Annotated in this window: 19 protein-coding genes; 9 read left to right on the top strand and 10 right to left on the bottom strand. The window is 63.2% G+C overall.

The window, feature by feature from the left end; translation table 11 throughout:
• The first annotated feature begins 624 nt into the window (after positions 1-624).
• On the top strand, positions 625-843 hold the full coding sequence (locus K2O51_RS00415; RefSeq protein WP_041680185.1) for a hypothetical protein: 219 nt from the start codon (positions 625-627) through the stop codon (positions 841-843).
• Positions 844-877: 34 nt separating this feature from the next.
• On the opposite strand, the gene K2O51_RS00410 is transcribed toward K2O51_RS00415, so the two are convergent.
• On the bottom strand, positions 878-1,393 hold the full coding sequence (locus tag K2O51_RS00410; RefSeq protein ID WP_011300319.1) for a hypothetical protein: 516 nt from the start codon (positions 1,391-1,393) through the stop codon (positions 878-880).
• Between K2O51_RS00410 and K2O51_RS00405 the strand changes: the two genes are divergently transcribed.
• From K2O51_RS00405 to K2O51_RS00385, 5 genes are all read left to right on the top strand, one after another.
• Positions 1,392-1,736 carry a hypothetical protein gene (locus tag K2O51_RS00405; RefSeq protein ID WP_140950732.1) on the top strand — a complete coding sequence of 115 codons (345 nt, stop codon included), beginning with the start codon at positions 1,392-1,394 and terminating at the stop codon, positions 1,734-1,736. The genes K2O51_RS00410 and K2O51_RS00405 overlap by 2 nt on opposite strands.
• Positions 1,737-1,761: 25 nt before the next feature.
• A complete protein-coding gene (locus tag K2O51_RS00400) occupies positions 1,762-4,005 on the top strand; it encodes an NADP-dependent isocitrate dehydrogenase (protein WP_011300320.1) in 2,244 nt (747 codons plus the stop codon).
• 205 nt (positions 4,006-4,210) lie between these two features.
• Positions 4,211-5,416: an ISL3 family transposase gene (locus K2O51_RS00395; RefSeq protein ID WP_011295769.1), complete on the top strand. Its 1,206-nt coding sequence runs from the start codon at positions 4,211-4,213 to the stop codon at positions 5,414-5,416.
• 193 nt (positions 5,417-5,609) lie between these two features.
• The gene (locus K2O51_RS00390; RefSeq protein ID WP_011300321.1) at positions 5,610-5,861 is read left to right on the top strand and encodes a hypothetical protein; all 252 of its coding nucleotides are present in this window, start codon (positions 5,610-5,612) and stop codon (positions 5,859-5,861) included.
• A 269-nt stretch (positions 5,862-6,130) separates the two neighbouring features.
• Positions 6,131-6,334, top strand: coding sequence for a DUF3079 domain-containing protein (locus K2O51_RS00385; protein WP_041680465.1), 204 nt, complete (start codon positions 6,131-6,133; stop codon positions 6,332-6,334).
• A gap of 21 nt (positions 6,335-6,355) precedes the next feature.
• Here K2O51_RS00385 and K2O51_RS00380 read toward each other — a convergent pair whose 3' ends face one another.
• Genes K2O51_RS00380 through K2O51_RS00365 form a run of 4 tightly spaced genes read right to left on the bottom strand, consistent with a single transcriptional unit; the run spans position 6,356 to position 10,000 of the window.
• A complete protein-coding gene (locus K2O51_RS00380) occupies positions 6,356-7,168 on the bottom strand; it encodes a hypothetical protein (protein ID WP_220630336.1) in 813 nt (270 codons plus the stop codon).
• A gap of 5 nt (positions 7,169-7,173) precedes the next feature.
• Positions 7,174-7,800: a penicillin-binding protein activator LpoB gene (locus K2O51_RS00375; protein ID WP_220630335.1), complete on the bottom strand. Its 627-nt coding sequence runs from the start codon at positions 7,798-7,800 to the stop codon at positions 7,174-7,176.
• Between the two features lie 21 nt (positions 7,801-7,821).
• Entirely contained in the window at positions 7,822-9,201 is a 1,380-nt protein-coding gene (locus K2O51_RS00370) for a COG3014 family protein (protein WP_220630334.1), read from the bottom strand.
• Positions 9,202-9,208: 7 nt separating this feature from the next.
• Complete coding sequence (locus K2O51_RS00365; protein ID WP_245001816.1) at positions 9,209-10,000, bottom strand: hypothetical protein; 792 nt, start codon at positions 9,998-10,000, stop codon at positions 9,209-9,211.
• 298 nt (positions 10,001-10,298) lie between these two features.
• On the opposite strand from K2O51_RS00365, the gene gabD reads away from it, so the two are divergent.
• Positions 10,299-11,747, top strand: coding sequence for an NADP-dependent succinate-semialdehyde dehydrogenase (gene gabD, locus K2O51_RS00360; RefSeq protein WP_041680187.1), 1,449 nt, complete (start codon positions 10,299-10,301; stop codon positions 11,745-11,747).
• Positions 11,748-11,768: 21 nt separating this feature from the next.
• Here the strand turns inward: gabD and K2O51_RS00355 are convergent, their stop codons facing one another.
• The 5 genes from K2O51_RS00355 to K2O51_RS00335 all read right to left on the bottom strand — a co-directional run bounded on the left by K2O51_RS00355 (position 11,769) and on the right by K2O51_RS00335 (position 15,028).
• Complete coding sequence (locus tag K2O51_RS00355) at positions 11,769-12,548, bottom strand: hypothetical protein (protein ID WP_182142221.1); 780 nt, start codon at positions 12,546-12,548, stop codon at positions 11,769-11,771.
• A 180-nt stretch (positions 12,549-12,728) separates the two neighbouring features.
• A complete protein-coding gene (gene flhC, locus K2O51_RS00350; protein ID WP_011300329.1) occupies positions 12,729-13,361 on the bottom strand; it encodes a flagellar transcriptional regulator FlhC in 633 nt (210 codons plus the stop codon).
• On the bottom strand, positions 13,358-13,675 hold the full coding sequence (gene flhD / locus K2O51_RS00345; protein ID WP_011300330.1) for a flagellar transcriptional regulator FlhD: 318 nt from the start codon (positions 13,673-13,675) through the stop codon (positions 13,358-13,360). Before flhD ends, flhC begins: the two co-directional genes overlap by 4 nt.
• A complete protein-coding gene (locus K2O51_RS00340) occupies positions 13,662-14,513 on the bottom strand; it encodes a helix-turn-helix domain-containing protein (protein WP_235679794.1) in 852 nt (283 codons plus the stop codon). Before K2O51_RS00340 ends, flhD begins: the two co-directional genes overlap by 14 nt.
• Positions 14,514-14,818: 305 nt before the next feature.
• Positions 14,819-15,028 (bottom strand): hypothetical protein, encoded by a 210-nt coding sequence (locus K2O51_RS00335; protein ID WP_220630332.1) that lies wholly within the window; start codon positions 15,026-15,028, stop codon positions 14,819-14,821.
• A gap of 4 nt (positions 15,029-15,032) precedes the next feature.
• Between K2O51_RS00335 and K2O51_RS00330 the strand changes: the two genes are divergently transcribed.
• Both K2O51_RS00330 and K2O51_RS00325 read left to right on the top strand, forming a co-directional pair.
• Entirely contained in the window at positions 15,033-16,205 is a 1,173-nt protein-coding gene (locus tag K2O51_RS00330; RefSeq protein WP_049796489.1) for an EAL and HDOD domain-containing protein, read from the top strand.
• Between the two features lie 105 nt (positions 16,206-16,310).
• Positions 16,311-17,285: a Bug family tripartite tricarboxylate transporter substrate binding protein gene (locus K2O51_RS00325; RefSeq protein ID WP_011300333.1), complete on the top strand. Its 975-nt coding sequence runs from the start codon at positions 16,311-16,313 to the stop codon at positions 17,283-17,285.
• Positions 17,286-17,294 lie beyond the last annotated feature (9 nt).

Below are 17,294 nucleotides of genomic sequence, written 5' to 3'. Positions count from 1 at the left end.
CTGGCTTGCGTTGCCTAAACTGGTGGATTCTCGAAATGACGCTAAAGGTATATCAGACGTATTGTTATCTCAACGGGACATGAAATAGGACATCGTAGATATTTACCCCAATGCAATTCGTTGAGGTAATTGTCCTAATGTCTCCTTTTCCGGCATCTTGTGCCTGCCGTTGCTAATATTGCGCAACAACGTTCATGTCACCGAAGGACGAAAGGGCTATCGACAGGCTTTTAAAGAAAATTAATAAGTGATGCCGAAAATATCCCCTCGCCGATCCGACATGGATTTTTCATGTTTGCGCTGTCGATTGGCTGTCATTTCCCTGTCGATTTCCTGTCAACGCGGAATCTATTAAGAGGTGCGGCGAGGAATTATTTATGGAATTACTGAATCCCGCTGGGAAATGTTCGTATTTATACCAATGGAAATGTGGGGACATTCCTAAAGCGGCACAAAAGGGGAAGGCGTCGTTCCCGACGGGGGCGCAGGATGAAAATGCCGCTTTAATCACTCAACCAACTGCGCCGCATTTGTCATCACGGCATTGGCGCATCCCCTCTATACTGAAAATGCTGCAGTACAGCATTTCCGTATTCGAGGGGAATGCTTTCTTCGGAGTCAGCAATGCACTTATGCGATCTTTGCCTGGCACAGATCGACCGGCCCGGCCACTTCCCGCCGCATGCACGCCTGGTCAAGCGAGGCCAGGTCCACCCTGCCACAGGGCAGCACGCCTTTGCCTACCGGTGCGAAGACTGCGGTCACGCCATCCTGCTGACCGCTGCGCATGAAGACGCGCCGGACCGCTGGGTGCTCGGCGATGAATTCCCCGGCGCCGCCTGAGCTGGGGGGCGCCTGATGACTGGATGTCCGCCTGCTATTTGCTGCTGCTGTGGTCGTCGCCACCGATCGGATCGACGATGATCATCGTCCTGTCCAGCACGCCACGGTCATCGAAATACGCGCTGAAATGCGCAGGCTGGTAGCCGGCCACATATAGACGGTACGACCACGCTTCACGTTTCATCAGCGGGTAGTATTGCACCGGCTCGCGTGGCATGCCGAAGCGTTCGGCGATGTCGCGCTTGGTCCAGATGCCCGGCCGCGCGGTATAGATTTCTTCCTCGGTCAGCATCTGGCGGAAATTGGTCAGCTTGCCGGACGCGTCGAAGTCGGCCGCGTAGACGGCGAACCCGAGCGGTTGCTTGGAGTAGATCCAGCGGCTGGTGCCGTCACTGAGCGGGTAGGTCTCCGTGGGTTTGCCGAAGGCATCTCGCACGCTCGATGCCGGGCTACCGATCATCTTCTGCGCGGTTTCGACCGGCTGCAGCGTCGCGCACGCACTCAGCACGAAGGCGGCGGCCGCCAGCCACCTGCCAGTTCGGATTTGCATGACCTTTCTCCAGTGTCGGCCGGGCCGCGGCACCCATGCCTTACGACCTCAGGATAGGCTGCTCACGCATGAATTGCCGGGCAGCTCTACGGGTAAACGCGCGGCAGGGGCAAAATATTCCGTCAACCGCAATGCCGGCCGCCCAATTTTTCGTCAAGCGAAGGATGTGACCGGCTTGTCACCCAATTTTCGCACCAAAATTGGGCATATTGGCGATGTCCGCGCAAGAAATGCGGTGGAAGTCAGCCGCCTGAAAGCAAAGTCAGGCAAAATTCGGTGTTTGCCGGTGGCTGAATGGTCCCAGCCGCCGGCGAGTGGTTCCATTTGTCGTTCTATTCTTTGACATCCCCCCGATCCAGAGGCAAGCAATGAGTACGCAGCAACCCACCATCATCTACACCCTGACTGACGAAGCCCCCCTGCTGGCGACCAGTGCTTTCCTACCTATCATCCGCACTTTCACCAAGCCGGCCGATGTCAACGTCGTCACCAGCGATATCTCGGTAGCCGGCCGTATCCTCGGCGAATTCCCCGAGTTCCTGACCGAAGAACAGCGCGTGCCGGACAACCTGGCCGAACTGGGCAAGCTGACGCAGGACCCTGACACCAACATCATCAAGCTACCGAACATCAGCGCGTCGCTATTCCAGCTGACCAGCGCCATCAAGGAACTGCAATCGAAGGGCTTCAAGGTTCCGGACTATCCGGAAGACCCGAAGACCGATGAGGAAAAGGCGATCCAGAAGCGCTACTCGAAGGTGCTCGGCAGCGCCGTGAACCCGGTCCTGCGCGAAGGCAACTCGGACCGCCGCGCGCCGGCCGCCGTCAAGAACTACGCCCGCAAGCACCCGCACAGCATGGGCGAGTGGAGCATGGCCTCGCGCACGCACGTGGCCCATATGAAGCACGGCGACTTCTACCATGGCGAAAAGTCGATCACGCTGGACAAGGCGCGTGAAGTGCGCATGGAACTGGCCACCAAGAGCGGCAAGACCATCGTGCTGAAGCCGAAGGTTTCGCTGCAGGACGGCGAGATCATCGACAGCATGTTCATGAGCAAGAAGGCCCTGCTGGCCTTCTACGAAGACCAGATGGAAGACGCGCGCAAGACCGGCGTCATGCTGAGCCTGCACGTGAAGGCCACCATGATGAAAGTCTCGCACCCGATCGTGTTCGGCCACGCCGTCAAGGTGTTCTACAAGGACGCCTTCGCCAAGCACCAGAAGCTGTTCGACGAACTCGGCGTGAACGTCAACAACGGCCTGGTCGACCTGTACACCAAGATCGAGCAGCTGCCCGAGTCGAAGAAGGAAGAAGTCATCCGCGACATGCACGCTTGCCACGAGCATCGTCCGGAACTGGCAATGGTCGATTCGGCCAAGGGCATTTCGAACCTGCACGCGCCGAACGACGTGATCGTCGACGCCTCGATGCCGGCCATGATCCGTATCGGCGGCAAGATGTGGGGTGCCGACGGCCGTACCAAGGACACCAAGTGCCTGATCCCGGAATCGACCTTCGCCCGCATCTATCAGGAAATCATCAACTTCTGCAAGACCAACGGCGCCTTTGATCCGGTGACGATGGGCACCGTGCCGAACGTTGGCCTGATGGCGCAGAAGGCAGAGGAATACGGTTCGCACGACAAGACCTTCGAGATCGCCGAAGACGGCGAAGCCCGCATCGTCGACAACGCGACCGGCGAAGTCCTGTCCGCGCTCACGCAGAAGGTTGAGCAAGGCGACATCTGGCGCATGTGCCAGGTCAAGGATGCGCCGATCCGCGACTGGGTCAAGCTGGCCGTCACGCGCGCGCGCAACTCGGGCATGCCGGCGGTGTTCTGGCTGGACGCCTATCGTCCGCACGAGGCCGAGCTGATCAAGAAGGTGGAAACGTACCTGAAGGACTACGACACCAAGGGCCTGGATATCCAGATCATGTCGCAGGTCCGCGCAATGCGTTACACGCTCGAGCGCGTGATCCGCGGACTGGACACCATCTCGGTGACCGGCAACATCCTGCGCGACTACCTGACCGACCTGTTCCCGATCATGGAACTGGGCACCAGCGCCAAGATGCTGTCGATCGTTCCGCTGATGGCCGGTGGCGGCATGTACGAAACCGGCGCTGGCGGTTCGGCACCGAAGCACGTGCAGCAGCTCGTGGAAGAAAACCACCTGCGCTGGGACTCGCTCGGTGAATTCCTGGCGCTGGCTGTGTCGCTGGAAGAGCTGGGCATCAAGTCCGGTAACGCCAAGGCCAAGGTGCTCGCCAAGACGCTGGACGCCGCCACAGGCAAGCTGCTCGACAACGCCAAGAGCCCGTCGCCGAAGACCGGCCAGCTCGACAACCGCGGCAGCCAGTTCTACCTGGCCATGTACTGGGCCCAGGAACTCGCCGCGCAAACCGAAGATGCCGCCCTGGCTGCCACCTTCGCACCGCTGGCCAAGCAACTGACCGACAACGAGAAGACTATCGTTGGCGAACTGTCCGACGTGCAGGGCAAGCCGGTCGATATCGGCGGCTACTACATGCCGGACGCCGAGAAGCTGTCCGCCATCATGCGTCCGAGCAAGACGCTGAACGCGGCGCTGGATTCCGTCCAGGGCTAACAGGCATTCATTGTGCCGCAGGCGCTTCGGCGCCTGCCTGAAGCCGGAGGTTGGCATTGCTGATGCCGCCTCCGGCTTTTTTATGGTTCTTCGCCGATCTGCGTGACCGTTTAGAAACAAAAAGGGCCAACACGCCCACCACTGTTATCTTGGAGTTGCGACACAACAAGAATCAGGAAGGTGGAGGTTGGCCCTGCGCGATTGTATGGCCCAGCTCGGCTGCTGGGAAGGCTATCGCCTGCGCGATAGTTGGGAGGAGACCCGTAATGGGCAGCGCATTTGCATCGTCCGGCTGGAACCTAAGGGGCGCCGGAGACGGTGCTGCGATGGCTGTGGTCGGGGCGTTAGCAGCATCCACGATCGGGTAGAGCGGCGCGTGCGGGATCTGCCAATGTTCGAGATTCCGGTGGAGTTGGTCGTGCCGCGACTTCGTCTGGCTTGCCGGCGATGTGGCCCGAAGCTGGAGCGCCTGGACTGGCTCGCACCCTATGCGCGGGTGACAACGCGGCTAGCCGCCAGCGTAGCGCGACTGTGCAAAGTCATGTCGTTGCGCCATGTCGCGCGCTTCTACCAATTGGCCTGGACTACCGTCAAGCGCATCGACCTGCGCTATCTGGAGCGGGAACTGGGGCCGGTCGACCTGAAAGGCGTCACCGTGATCGCGATGGACGAGTTTGCTATCCAGAAGGGCCATCGCTATGCCACGGTCATCGTCGAGCCGTCGAGCAAGCGGGTACTCTGGGTTGGGCGCGGACGTTCGCGAGAGGAAATCCGACCCTTCTTCAAGCTGCTTGGTCCCGAAGGCTGCGCCCAGCTTCGCGCCGCGGTGATGGACATGAATACCGCTTACGACCTTGAAGTGCAGATGCATTGCCCACAAGCACAGGTCGTCTATGACCTCTTCCATGTGGTGGCCAAGTACGGCCGTGAAGTCATCGACCGGGTTAGGGTGGACGAGGCTAATCGGCTGCGCGGCGACAAGGCCGCCCGTAAGGTGGTGAAGTCTTCTCGCTGGTTACTGCTGCGCAATCGGGAGAACGTCACCCGTGAGGCCGATCAGATCCGGCTTGATGAAATACTGGCTGCCAACCAGGCGCTGATGACCGTCTACGTGCTCAAGGACGATCTCAAGACGCTTTGGACATACCGGCATCCCGGCTACGCCCGGCGCTTCTGGCAAGGGTGGTACGAGCGCGCAATGGCCAGCGGCATCGTACCTCTGTGCCTGTTCGCCAAACGCCTCAAGCCATACCTGCCAGGCATCCTGGCTCATAGCCGCTGGCCGTTGGGAACCAATCTGGTAGAGGGCATTAATAACCGGATCAAGGTCATCAAACGGATGGCCTATGGCTTCCGTGATGACCATTACTTCTTCCTGAAGATCCGGGCGGCCTTCCCCGGAAATCGGTGAAGAACCTTTTTTATTGGTTGGCACCCTGCTCGTTCGCTGATATTCAGCCAGCCGCCATAAATTCAAATTAATTGAATAACTCGTCCTAAGCGCCGTCCAGAATGACCTCGATCTCGGCTCTATAGTTGCTGACATGAACGACACGCCTGATGCGGCAAGCGTTCTGAAAAATTCAACCATACTGGAGATCACCATGTCGCGCACCACTACTGTACGTATCGTTGCTTCCGTCCTGCTGCTGTCGCTCGCAGCGGCTGTCGGTGTCGCCCGTGCCGCCACGCCGGTGAGCACCCACGCCGGGGACCGCTATGGCTATGAATACCGCGTGCGCAATGCCGATCCGTACAGCGACGGGGCCCGCTTCGTGGCCGACACACACGCAGGCGACCGCTATGGTTACCAGTTCCGCAGCTTCGACCCGTACAGCGATGGCGCGCGCGCCTGAGCCGGCGTCGCGTCAGTCGAGGCAACACCGGAGCACGCCATGACACTTCGTGACAATGCCCTGATCCTGGCCGGCTGGGTCACACTTTGCCTGGCCAGTGGCCTGCTGATGAAGCTGGCGGCGCAGGCGTTCTCGGGCTGAGCCGGCTGGCTGCCGAGTCCGTGCGATTTGATTTGCAGCAAATGACGGACCGCGCGATCGCTCCATACTGACAAGAGTCAACACTCAGCACTCTCGTTACATGGGCGCAGTGTATCGCCCGCGTCACCATGGCAAAGAAATTCCCACTGCATCCCAGCCATCCCGAGCGCATCTGCTGGGGCTGCGACAAGTATTGCCCCAAGGAATCGATGGGCTGCGGCAATGGCTCCAGCCGCACCCAACATCCTGCCGAACTGCTCGGCGACGACTGGATGGAGTTCGGCGACTGGGGCCTCGAACCCGATCGCGAAACGAACGCATCAGCGCATTGATCTCGCGACGGCGCTGCCGCTTCAGTGTGCCAGCGCGTCCGCGAGGCGCGCCAGTATCTGCCCCGCCAATACGCTGCCAGGCGCTGCCACGGCCTGCACGGCGCGATAGCCGCCCTGCGGGTCGGCGACAAAGTGCACAGGCGTGCTGGCACTGCGGGCCACAGCGGCAATGTCCACGGTCAGCGACGACAGGAATGCGCCATCGGTCAGGCGCAGCGCGGAAACCTGGAACACGGCATCTGCGCTCGTCGGCGTATTGCCAATGCGGTGCACCTTGAGCAGGTACTGCGCGTGCTCGCGCAGTACCTGCATTTCCAATTGCTGCGTGGTAAGCGCGCCAGCCTGCGCGACATCGCGCATCGATGGTGTCGCCACATTGCGCAGAACGACTTCACTGTCGACCAGCCGCATGCCCGCGTCGGCGAGCGCCTTGAGGAAGTCGCCGCGCACCAATGCGTCTGAGCGGTCAGTCGGCATGGCGCGCGAAGCCGGCGGTTGCAGGGCTTCGGTCGTGACACGTGTCGCGCCAGCGCTGCGCTGGCGATGCATGGAGCCGGCAGTTTCAATCGTCGTGCGCATCGCACGTCCGCCGCTCAGTGTGTCGCCCAGCTCCTGGTCCCACAGGACGACAAAGCGGGGCGATCCGGCGCGCGCATAGGCACTGCGGAATGCTGCCGTGCCACTATCGCGTTGTGCGCCGGACGGCGTCGCGGGCTGCAGCACTGTCGTGCCGTCATTGCGGAATGCGCTGTCGGGAATGATCGTTTGCGCGACCAGCGGACCGGCGCTCGCGATCAGGCATGCATTCAGGACGTAGAACAAGACACCTTGCATGCAACTTACCGGTAGACGATGTCGTCGGTCGCAGCGCGGCTGAACTCGTACAACCCGCTCCATATGAGCTCGCCAGATTCGAGGTCCGTGAGTTCAAAAGCGATCTGCGTGTAGCGCTGGATCATGCCGGTTTGCGCGCTACGGCTGTCCAGGGAACCGATGCGCCCCGAGAGCCGGTAATCGGCCCCGAGGGTGGCCTTGGTCATGCCTGTGGTGCCGGTATCCGTGACGCCGGCGCGCTTGAGCGCGCGCTCCTGTTCCACCATCGCGCTCTGCGCCCGATTGACAAATTGCATGCGCGAGCGCGCAGCGCGATTCAGGTTGACCAGCAGCCGCTGCGTGATCAGGTTGCGGTTGATGGGCTGCGAGCTCTCATTGACGAAGTACGCGCTGTCGATGATGACGCGCGGACGTTTCGCGGTATTGGCGAACGCCGGATCGGCGAGAATATCGCGCATCATCTGGTCAGTTACCGCCACGATATCCTGGCCCTCGATGCCCACACCCGATACCGGCCCCTTGCGCGTGAGATCCACATCGATGGCCGGTACACCGGCACCTTGCATCGCACATCCGGTAACGAGAAAGGGCAGCGCCGCGGCGGCGAGGGCATGGCGAAGGCTGAGGCTCATGAGTCTGTTTTTGCCTTGATATCAGAACGACGAGCGAATCTGCTCGCGGAACACGGTGTTGGCCTGGGCCCGGCCAGATTCGACCGGTTCGGCAGGCCAGGGCGATGGATTGGCGACGCCGCCCTCCTCGGCTGCCAGCGCCGACAATTCGCGGCTCCACGCAAACGAGCACTTGCCCTGCTTGCCGCTGAGCATTGGCGCCCGCGCAGTGGCGTTGCCCACCGTGGCAAAGCGGATATTGCCGTCCGGCACTGACTGCGCAAGCCCCTGTACATAGATCTTCTTCGGCAGCGATGCCCAATAGCGCGTGTCGGCCTCGGCATTGGTGGCACGCGACAGCGAATCTGCCAGCAGCCCGACCATGGATCCGGCAAGACCCAGCGAGCCGAGGCTGCGTGCCACCGACGCGTTGTCCTTGCCCACATTCGACAAGGCGGCATAGACCGCGCCCTGCGACAGGGCGCCGGCCACATCGGCCACCGCAGCGGCGTTCTGCTTGAACAGCGCCTTGCCGTCGAGAATGCCCTGGATGGGCCTGCCGCCGCGCGTCATGGCCACCCAGTCGATGTTGGCCGCCACGTCCGCGGCGAGGGGCGCCGGCGAGGTGCCCTGATAGCTCACGCGCGGCTGCCCGCTGACATCGGGTTCCGGCAGAAAGCCGAGCACGCTCTTGGTCTCGCCCAGCGTGACCTTTTCGGGCCCGAGTCCGATCTCATAGATGGTCAGGTGCGCGGGGAACTGCGTGCCCACGGTGCGGAAGAACGGATCCGGCGCACCCTTCGTGGCGCCTGCGGCCAGTTCCGTGGCCATGCGGCTGTCGCCGTCGCAGTGCGATGCCCACGCCGCCAGCCAGCGCATCAGCGCAAAACTGTTGGCGTCGTACTTCTCGTACTGCCCGAAGGCATTCTGGATATCTGCCTGCAGGAAGGCCGCTCGGGCGTTCTGGTAGTCTCCCGCGCGCAGGTATAGCAGCCCGCGGTAGTAGAAGCTCATCGCGCGTTCATAGGGCTCGCCCTTCCAGTCCTTCACACTTTCGGAGGACCACAACGACCGTGCCTTCTCCGCATTGGGATCATCGGCATAGATGCGCAGGATGCGTTCGTTCGCCATGTCCAGCGCGCGCTCGGCCAGGTCATGGCGCTTCACCTCGATGGCGGCCAGCGACAGCAGGTCGAGGTTCAGCACAGCATTCCACTCGCCCTCCATGTACAGCGTATGGAGAAAGCGCCGGAGCGCTTCGGGCTTGTCCTGTACGAACTTGTCGGCTTCAGGCACCAGCCGCTTTTCGTCGGTGTCGAACCAGGCCGAACCCGCGTTCGTCGACCAGGCCAGCGCTACACCCGCCACCAGCGGCAGCAGGCGCGCCAGCCTGCCCTTGCGCGAAGGATTGCATGGACGCATGACGGGCTCAGCGCTGACGGTATTGCAGCGGCGTGGCGGTCTCGCGCAGCTCGGCCAGTTCTTCGGCGGTCGGCGGAATGTACCTGACCTTCATCTCGAACCCGACGGCCTGGCCCGGATCCAGCACCAGGCGCTGCATCGTGTACTTGTGCAACTGGTCGAGCATGGCGTGGGTCATCGGCACCTTCTCGTCCGACTTGGCGTAGTCGTCCATGGCGAACGTCACGTACTGCACGATGGGCACCACGGACAGGAAGGCTTTCACGCCCTGCTGGCTGACCAGTTTGGTCGCGTCGCTGGCGGACACGAACTGCAGCTCGGGCGGCATCAGGTCATAGATGGTCAGGTCGCCGCGGAACGGCTTCTCGCCCCGATTGATGGCAATCATGCGGATGGTGCGGTCGAACTTGTTCGGATCCGGGTCGTCCTGCCTGATGTAGATGTTCGTACGGATCATGCCCTTTGACATCTCTGCTTTCAGCAGTTCAAGGTTGGGCATGTCCTTGCGATTGACCGACAAGGTCTTCTCGCGCTTTTCCAGTTCGGCCGTGGTGGTGAAGGAGTCTTCGAACAGCGTGTAAGTCAGCGGTGTCGATGCGAACACGGCCTTCATATTGCCCGGTGACACTGCGACCGTGTCGCCATAGCCGACTGCCTTGAGGTCCGGCTTGCCCGTGATGTCGGTCCGTACGGCCGGCGAAGCGTCGCCGCCGGTGCGGGTCTCGCGCAACGCCATCGGCGTGCCGCAGCCCGCGAGCGTGCTGGCAACGAGCGTTGCCAGAAGCATGCGTTGGATCATGTAACCCCCTACCCGTTTTTTGTTGTGGTCTGATATCGCCGCACTAGCGCAATAGCGCACCAGGCTGGCGTGTTCCGTGCTTGAACCCTGCACGGGAATATTTTTCGGCGGGATTCTAGCGACCGCGCCGGCTCGCCGCATCATCAGAATTGATAACGTCCTGCGGCAACCAACCCGGCATCGCCCATCCATGCGCAGGGCATGCCACATCTGGCACCCGTCGGGATATTCAGTGGCGATTACAATGCTTCGATCGCGCCATCTCCTTTCCGGCAGTTTTTTCAATGGACGAACGACCATGCTGAAGCTCCAAGACCCCTCCCTGCTGCGCCAGCAGTGCTATATCGACGGCCGCTGGACCGACGGCGAACGCCGCATCGACGTGACCAACCCGGCCACGGGTGAACTTGTGGCGCAGGTGCCGCAGTTCGGCGTCGCAGAAACCCGCCACGCGATCGAGGCTGCCAACCGCGCGCTGCCTGCCTGGCGCGCGCGGCTGGCCAAGGAGCGCTCCGCGCTGCTGCGCAAGTGGTTCGAGCTGATCCTGGCGAACCAAGACGACCTCGCCCGCATCATGACCGCCGAACAAGGCAAGCCGTTTGCCGAGGCCAAGGGCGAGATTGCTTACGCGGCATCGTTCATCGAGTGGTTCGCCGAGGAGGGCAAGCGTGTCTACGGCGAGACCATCCCCGCACCGGTCAGCAGCCAACGCATCGTCGTAACCAAGGAGCCGATAGGCGTGTGCGCGGCCATCACGCCGTGGAATTTCCCGGCGGCCATGATCACCCGCAAGGCCGGCCCCGCGCTGGCGGCGGGATGCACCATGGTGGTCAAGCCCGCTTCGCAGACGCCGCTGACGGCATTGGCACTTGCGGTTCTGGCGGAGCGCGCCGGTATCCCCGCCGGCGTGTTGTCGGTGGTGACGGGTTCGGCAGGGGCGATCGGCGGCGAACTGAGCAGCAACCCGCTGGTGCGCAAGCTGACCTTCACGGGCTCCACCGAAGTCGGCCGCGTGCTGATGGCCCAGACCGCGTCGACGATCAAGAAGGTATCGATGGAACTTGGCGGCAATGCGCCGTTCATCGTGTTCGACGATGCCGACCTCGACGCCGCGGTGGAAGGCGCAATCATCTCCAAGTACCGCAACGCGGGCCAGACCTGTGTCTGCGCGAACCGGATCTACGTCCAGGACAAGGTCTACGACGCGTTTGCGCAGAAGCTCGTTGCGGCAGTGGCTCAACTGAAGGTCGGCAACGGCATGGAGGACGGCGTGCGCATCGGCCCGCTGATCGACGAGAAGGCCGTGGCCAAGGTCGAAGAGCATATTGCCGATGCGCTGGGCAAGGGCGCGCGCGTGCTCGAAGGCGGCCATCGGCATGGGCTTGGACACACCTTCTTCCAGCCGACCGTGCTGGCCGATGTCGCGCCGAACATGCTGGTGGCGCGCGAGGAGACCTTCGGGCCCCTGGCGCCGCTGTTCCGTTTCAAGACCGAGGACGATGTCGTGGCCATGGCCAATGACACCGAATTCGGCCTGGCGAGCTACTTCTATGCGCGCGATCTCGGCCGCGTCTGGCGCGTGTCGGAACGGCTCGAGTACGGCATGGTGGGCGTGAACACCGGGCTGATCTCGAACGAGGTTGCGCCGTTCGGCGGCGTAAAGCAATCGGGCGTCGGCCGCGAAGGTTCGCACTATGGCATCGAGGACTACCTGGTGATCAAGTACACCTGCATGGCAGGCATCTGAACGGAGCCCGCCTGCCGGTGTTCAGCGCTTGCCGTTCGCGTAGGCCGCGCGGCTGGTGAGGTCGGACCAGCCGTCGGCGTCGGTCCGGCAGGCCTTGCGGAATTGTTCGAGCTGGTCGTGGAAGCGGCGCATCAGCTCGAACTGGTAGCTCGCATTCTCGAAGCTGAAATGGGTACTGAACTCATAGAGCGCGCCCTCCGCCGCATGAGACAGCCGCTCCAGCCGCTGCGCAAGCGCCCGCCCTTCCACGCTGCGGTGCCGCCGCAGCCGCCAGCTCAGCGCCTCCTGGCCGTCTTCGAGCAGGCTCTGGTCGAGATAGCCGAGACGGCCGACTGCCGCGCGTGCTGCGTACATCGCGGACAGGTAAGCGCAGACCGCCGACAAGCGCTGGTTCATCTCGCCGCCACGGTGCAGCATGTCGCGCGCGCATGCGCGGAAGCGGTCGGCGATGCCGGGATCAGCCTCTGGCGTGGCCGCCTGCACATACTCGGCCAGTGGGCGGATGCCCAGCGACAGCCCTGGCGGCAACACGCTGGTGATGCGCTCGGCCAGTCCATCCTGCAAGATGCCATCCAGCTCGCAGCAGGTACGGCAGTCCGCATCGATGTAGAAGTCAAGGCTCGCCCAGCGTCCCGGTCCGATGGTCACCACCGCGCGCGCGGGCGGCCGCACTGCCTCTTCGAGCACCTGCAGGCCGACGCGTACGCAACGCCCGCGTTCTTCGTCGCCGCCGAGCGCGTTGATGATATCGCGCGGCTTCATGGTGCCAGTGAACTCGGCGCGCGCCAGGGGCCGCATCATCGGTCCTAGCCTGTCCCATGCACCGGCTCGCACAGGCGATAGCAGCGCGTCGGCGTAAGGGGTCGGGATTGGGGTTCCATTGCCTGACATAGAGCCTCCGGTGTCAGTTGTGCGGCATAGGCTGCCGGGCGTGTATCGAGTGACTGCCAGGCGCGCGGGATCGCGGTGGCACAACGGCCCTCATAGCGCAGGCACCATCCCGAACCCCGGCATGGCGACTGGCGGCCGGTTGCCGAGGACGGCCGCAGGCGCGTTGGCGGTGGCATGCGGCGTCTCGCGGCGCACGCTGCGCCGCACCCGCGACGGTGGCTGACACAACGTGCAAATGAAGGATGCCAGCGGCTCGTGGGCATGCGTCACGAATCTTCCGCCACAGCAGGGGCACGTTGACAGCTGCAGCAACCCGCCTTCACAGAACCGCACCAGGGTCCAGAAGCGAGTGAAACTGATCAGGCATTCCTCGTTGTTGGCCTTCATGTGTTCGGCATAGACGCGGTAACTGTTCAGCACGGCGCGAATGCCCGGCAACCCCGCGCGCTGCTGCATGTACTCGTGCACGCTGAGCAGGTAGGACGCGTGCGCATTGGGCCGCCACGTCACGAACCAGTCGGCGGAGAACGGCAGCATGCCCTTGGGCGGGGAGCCTCCCGTCAATTCGCGGTACAGCCGGTACACGCGGCTGCGCGACAGCGTGACCTCGGCCTCAACGACTTGCGGGCGCGCGCCGAGGCCGATCAGTTCGATGGCAAGCTGGGTATCGCTGGCATCCTGCAGCGCGCTGCGCGCCGGTGCGGTCTGCGCAGTGGTTTTCATCGTCCTTCCTCCAGGGCCTGTGCGGCCAACACGATGGCCGTATGCATATTGCACAGCTCGTGCTGGGGCCGGATGCCCGCGAGCGCTTCGAGCAACGCACCGTTGTCCAGCCGGAACCGGCACAGCACCATGCTCGAGCGCGCCAGCGCCAGCATCTGCGCGGGCGAAAGCGCCCGCAACGCGTGGCCGACTTCCTTGCCGATGCCGAGCCGGAACAGTGCCTCGGCCTCGTTCTGGCGCATCAGGCGCTGCACCAGCAGCAGATAGGCCAGATTCACGTCCTTGATCTCACGTACCAGGTCATTGCTGTCCATTGCCAGCCTCCCATGCAAACGGGTTTATCTTCGGGTTGTCTGCCTGCATCGCGGCGGTCGCGGGCTGGGTCCGCGTTGCCCATGCCGGTGCCGACGTGCGCAATGCCTGTGCCGGCACGCGCTGCTCGCCACCTCGCCGGCGGTTGGTGCCGGGCGGAATCGGGGAAATCGCGGAACGGTCGGCAATGGCGCGCAGCCCGGCCTTGTCGACCAGCGCCACGCTGCGGTGCTTCACACGGATCAGCCCGCATTCCGCCAGCCGCGAAAATTGCCGGCTGACCGTCTCCAGCGTCAGGCCGATATAGCTGCCGATTTCCTCGCGGCTCATGCGCAGGATGAACTCGCTGGACGAAAAGCCACGTGCCGCCAACCCCTCCGAGATCCATAGCAGGAAGGTGACCAGGCGTTCTTCCGCGGTCATCAGCGCCAGCAAGGTCTGCAGCGCCCGCGTGCGTTGCGCGTAGCCGTCCAGCGCGCGGAACACACGGCTTGCGAGCGCAGGCGTGCAGGCCGCCAGCGGCCGCAGCACGTCCATGGGGATCATGCAGACCTTGGTGTCTTCAAGCGCCGTGGCATACGACGCGTATTGGCGCCGGCCAATGCTGTCCAGGCCGACGACCTCCCCCGGGAAATGAAAGCCGACCACTTGGGTGCGCCCGTCTTCCGTGGCTACGTGGGTCTTGACGGTCCCCACGCGGACGGCGAACAGCGCGGCGAGCGGATCGCCCAGCAGGTAGAGCGGTTCGCCCTTGCGCAGGCGGATCACGCGCTGGGCCAGTCCGTCCGCCGGTCCCTCGCCGTCGGAATCGCAGTTCCCGGCCAGGCAAACACGTGCCATGGAGCATCCGGCGCAGCACGGGATCGAATCGGGCGATGGTGGGCGGGTGGTCAGCAACATGATTGGGAGCTCGGCATAGAGTTTCACACTGGACGGTTTATCTGCTGGTTTTTTCCAGATAATCAAATTAACTGGGAAAACCAAATCACAAAAACCTTGAATACAATTTTATTGACGTACGTCCACGGAGCAATCTGTAGTTTCCGAATTGGCACTAGGAGTTTTCCGACCATGATGCAGCTATGCCTGCAAACCGTTGTCAGAAAAGGCCATAGCGATTGCGTAGCCAGGTTTATTGGCGCGGATCAAGGAAGTCGGCGGGCACCATTTCTATCATCGCGGCGCTTTCTTAATGGTTCCTGTTGCGCCAGATCGGATTTTTGATTTTGCGGAGCTGCCGGGAAATCGCAATCAGACGATTTCTGCGCATTTACCCCCTTAATCCGCATCAGGAATTTACCGGTCTTTTCCTGGAATTTTCCTATGCAGCACTCGATACATTCCCTGTCAGCCATGCCAATGCCCGGCCTTCGCGATGCCGAGGTGCTGCACTTCGGCCGCCAGCCGATCGTCGATGCCGCCGGCGCGCCGCAGGCCTACGAACTGCTGTACCGGGAAGCCGGCGGCAACTGGGCAAACGTCATCGACGACACCGCTGCAACCGCCCATGTCATCGCACGCACGCTTGGCGGCACGGGGCTGGACTGGACGCTGCGCAAACATGCCGGATTCATCAATCTAGGCCGCCAGTTGCTGCTCGACGACCTGCTGCTGCTCGTGCCACCGGGGCACTTTGTGCTGGAGGTGCTGGAAAACGTGCCGATGGATGCCTGCGTGCTGCGCCGCCTGGCATGGCTGCGGATGGCCGGCTACCGCCTGGCGCTTGATGATGTGGCCACCCTGACCGCCCACGTTCGCAAGGCCCTGCCCGCGGTCGACTTCGTCAAGGTGGACTTCAGGCTGGCCAGCCGCGCCGAACTGCCGCGCCTGGCCGACGCGGTATTGCGCGCGGACCGCCTTCTGATTGCGGAGAAAATCGAAGGCCCCGAAGAATTCGCGCTCGCCCAGCGGCTCGGCTTCCACTTGTTCCAGGGCTACCACTTTGCCCGGCCGGAGCCGCTGACCGCCCCGCTGCCGCATCTCGACCGCGGCGCACTTGCGCGGCTGCAGACGCTGTTGCAGCACGGCGCGCATACCGACGTACTGTTGGCCGAACTCCACGCCAACCCGGGGATCATCGCCCAGTTGCTGCGGCTGTCCGTGGCCACGGGCGTCCAGCCCTGCGGCGGCATTGCCAGTGTGCGCGCGCTGCTGCAGGCGCTCGGGCCCGACAGCGTGCAGCGCTGGGTGCGCCTGCTGCAGATGTCCGATGGCTTCCGCCTGCCCGGCGAGCCCAGCCTGCGCAGCCAGGCCGCGCAACGGCGCGCGTGCTTCATGGCGCAGGCAGCGCGCCACGTCCGCCCGCACGATGCCGCACTGGCCGATGCGGCGTTCCTGACCGGCGTGCTATCGCTGGCGCCATTGCAGCCTGACGGCACGCGGCGCGATATCCAAGACACGTTTCCGGTCACGCAGGCCATCCGCGACGCCGTGCTCCATGGCCACGGCGAACTGGGCGCGCTGCTGCAAGCGGCCGAAGTCTACGAGCGCGGCGGCAATCCGCTGACAATGCTCGGCATGCCCGCCGGCTGACGGCAACGCGCTGCAAAGGCGGCCTTTGCCAAATCGAAACCCACGCGTTCACGCGCTGCGACACACTGCCGCTTTGCATCGCAAAACACGACAGAGGAGACAGCGATGAAGGGTTGGATCAGGCATGCGGCCGCAGGGCTGCTATTTTCGCTGGCCGCGGCCGGCAGTGCCCTGGCGGCGTACCCGGACAAGCCAGTGCGGCTTGTCGTGCCCTTTCCGCCGGGCGGCGCGACCGACCTGCTCGCGCGCGAGGTCGGCAATGCGCTGTCGGTGCGGCTCGGGCAGCCCGTGGTCATCGACAACCGCCCCGGCGCGGGCGGCAATATCGCCGCGATTGCCGTGGCGCGCGCCCCGGCCGATGGCTACACCCTGCTCTTCGGCACGTTCGGCTCGCTGGCCGTCAACAAGAGCCTCTATGACAAGCCCGGCTACGATCCGCTCAAGGATTTCGCCCCGGTGGCCTCGGTCGCCTACTTGCCCAATGTGCTGGTCGTGCATCCTTCGGTGCCTGCGCGCACGGTGCCGGAACTGCTCGCACTCGCGCGCAAGGAACCCGGCAAGCTGACCTACGGGTCGTTCGGCAACGGCTCTTCGTCGCATCTCGCCGGCGAACTGTTCACGCATATGGCGGGCGTCAGCATCACGCATATCCCGTACAAGGGCAGCGCCCCGTCCATGACCGACCTGATCGGCGGCCGGCTGACGATGATGTTCGACAGCGTATCGACCGCGCTGCCGTATATCCGCGACGGCCGCGTGCGCGCGCTGGCAGTCACCACGCAGAAGCCTTCCGACCAACTGCCCGGTGTGCCGACGCTGGCGGCTGCCGGCGTTCCCGGCTATGAACTGACTGCGTGGTTTGGTGTCGTGGCGCCAACCGGCACGCCGAAGGCGGTGGTCGACCGGCTCAACAGCGAGATCGTCGCGTCGCTGAAGCAGCCGGAAATGGCCAGCAAGCTTGCCAGCCAGGGCACGGTGCCGTTCCCGTCCACGCCTGCGCAGTTCGGCAGCTATATCCGCGCGCAGTACGAGAAGTGGGATGGGCTGATCAAGTCAGCGAACATCCGCGTGGAACAGTAAGCGCCTCAA

This window comes from Cupriavidus pinatubonensis (genome assembly GCF_019602855.1).
Classification (GTDB): Bacteria; Pseudomonadota; Gammaproteobacteria; order Burkholderiales; family Burkholderiaceae; genus Cupriavidus; species Cupriavidus pinatubonensis.
This window is presented reverse-complemented; position numbering and strand designations above follow the sequence as displayed.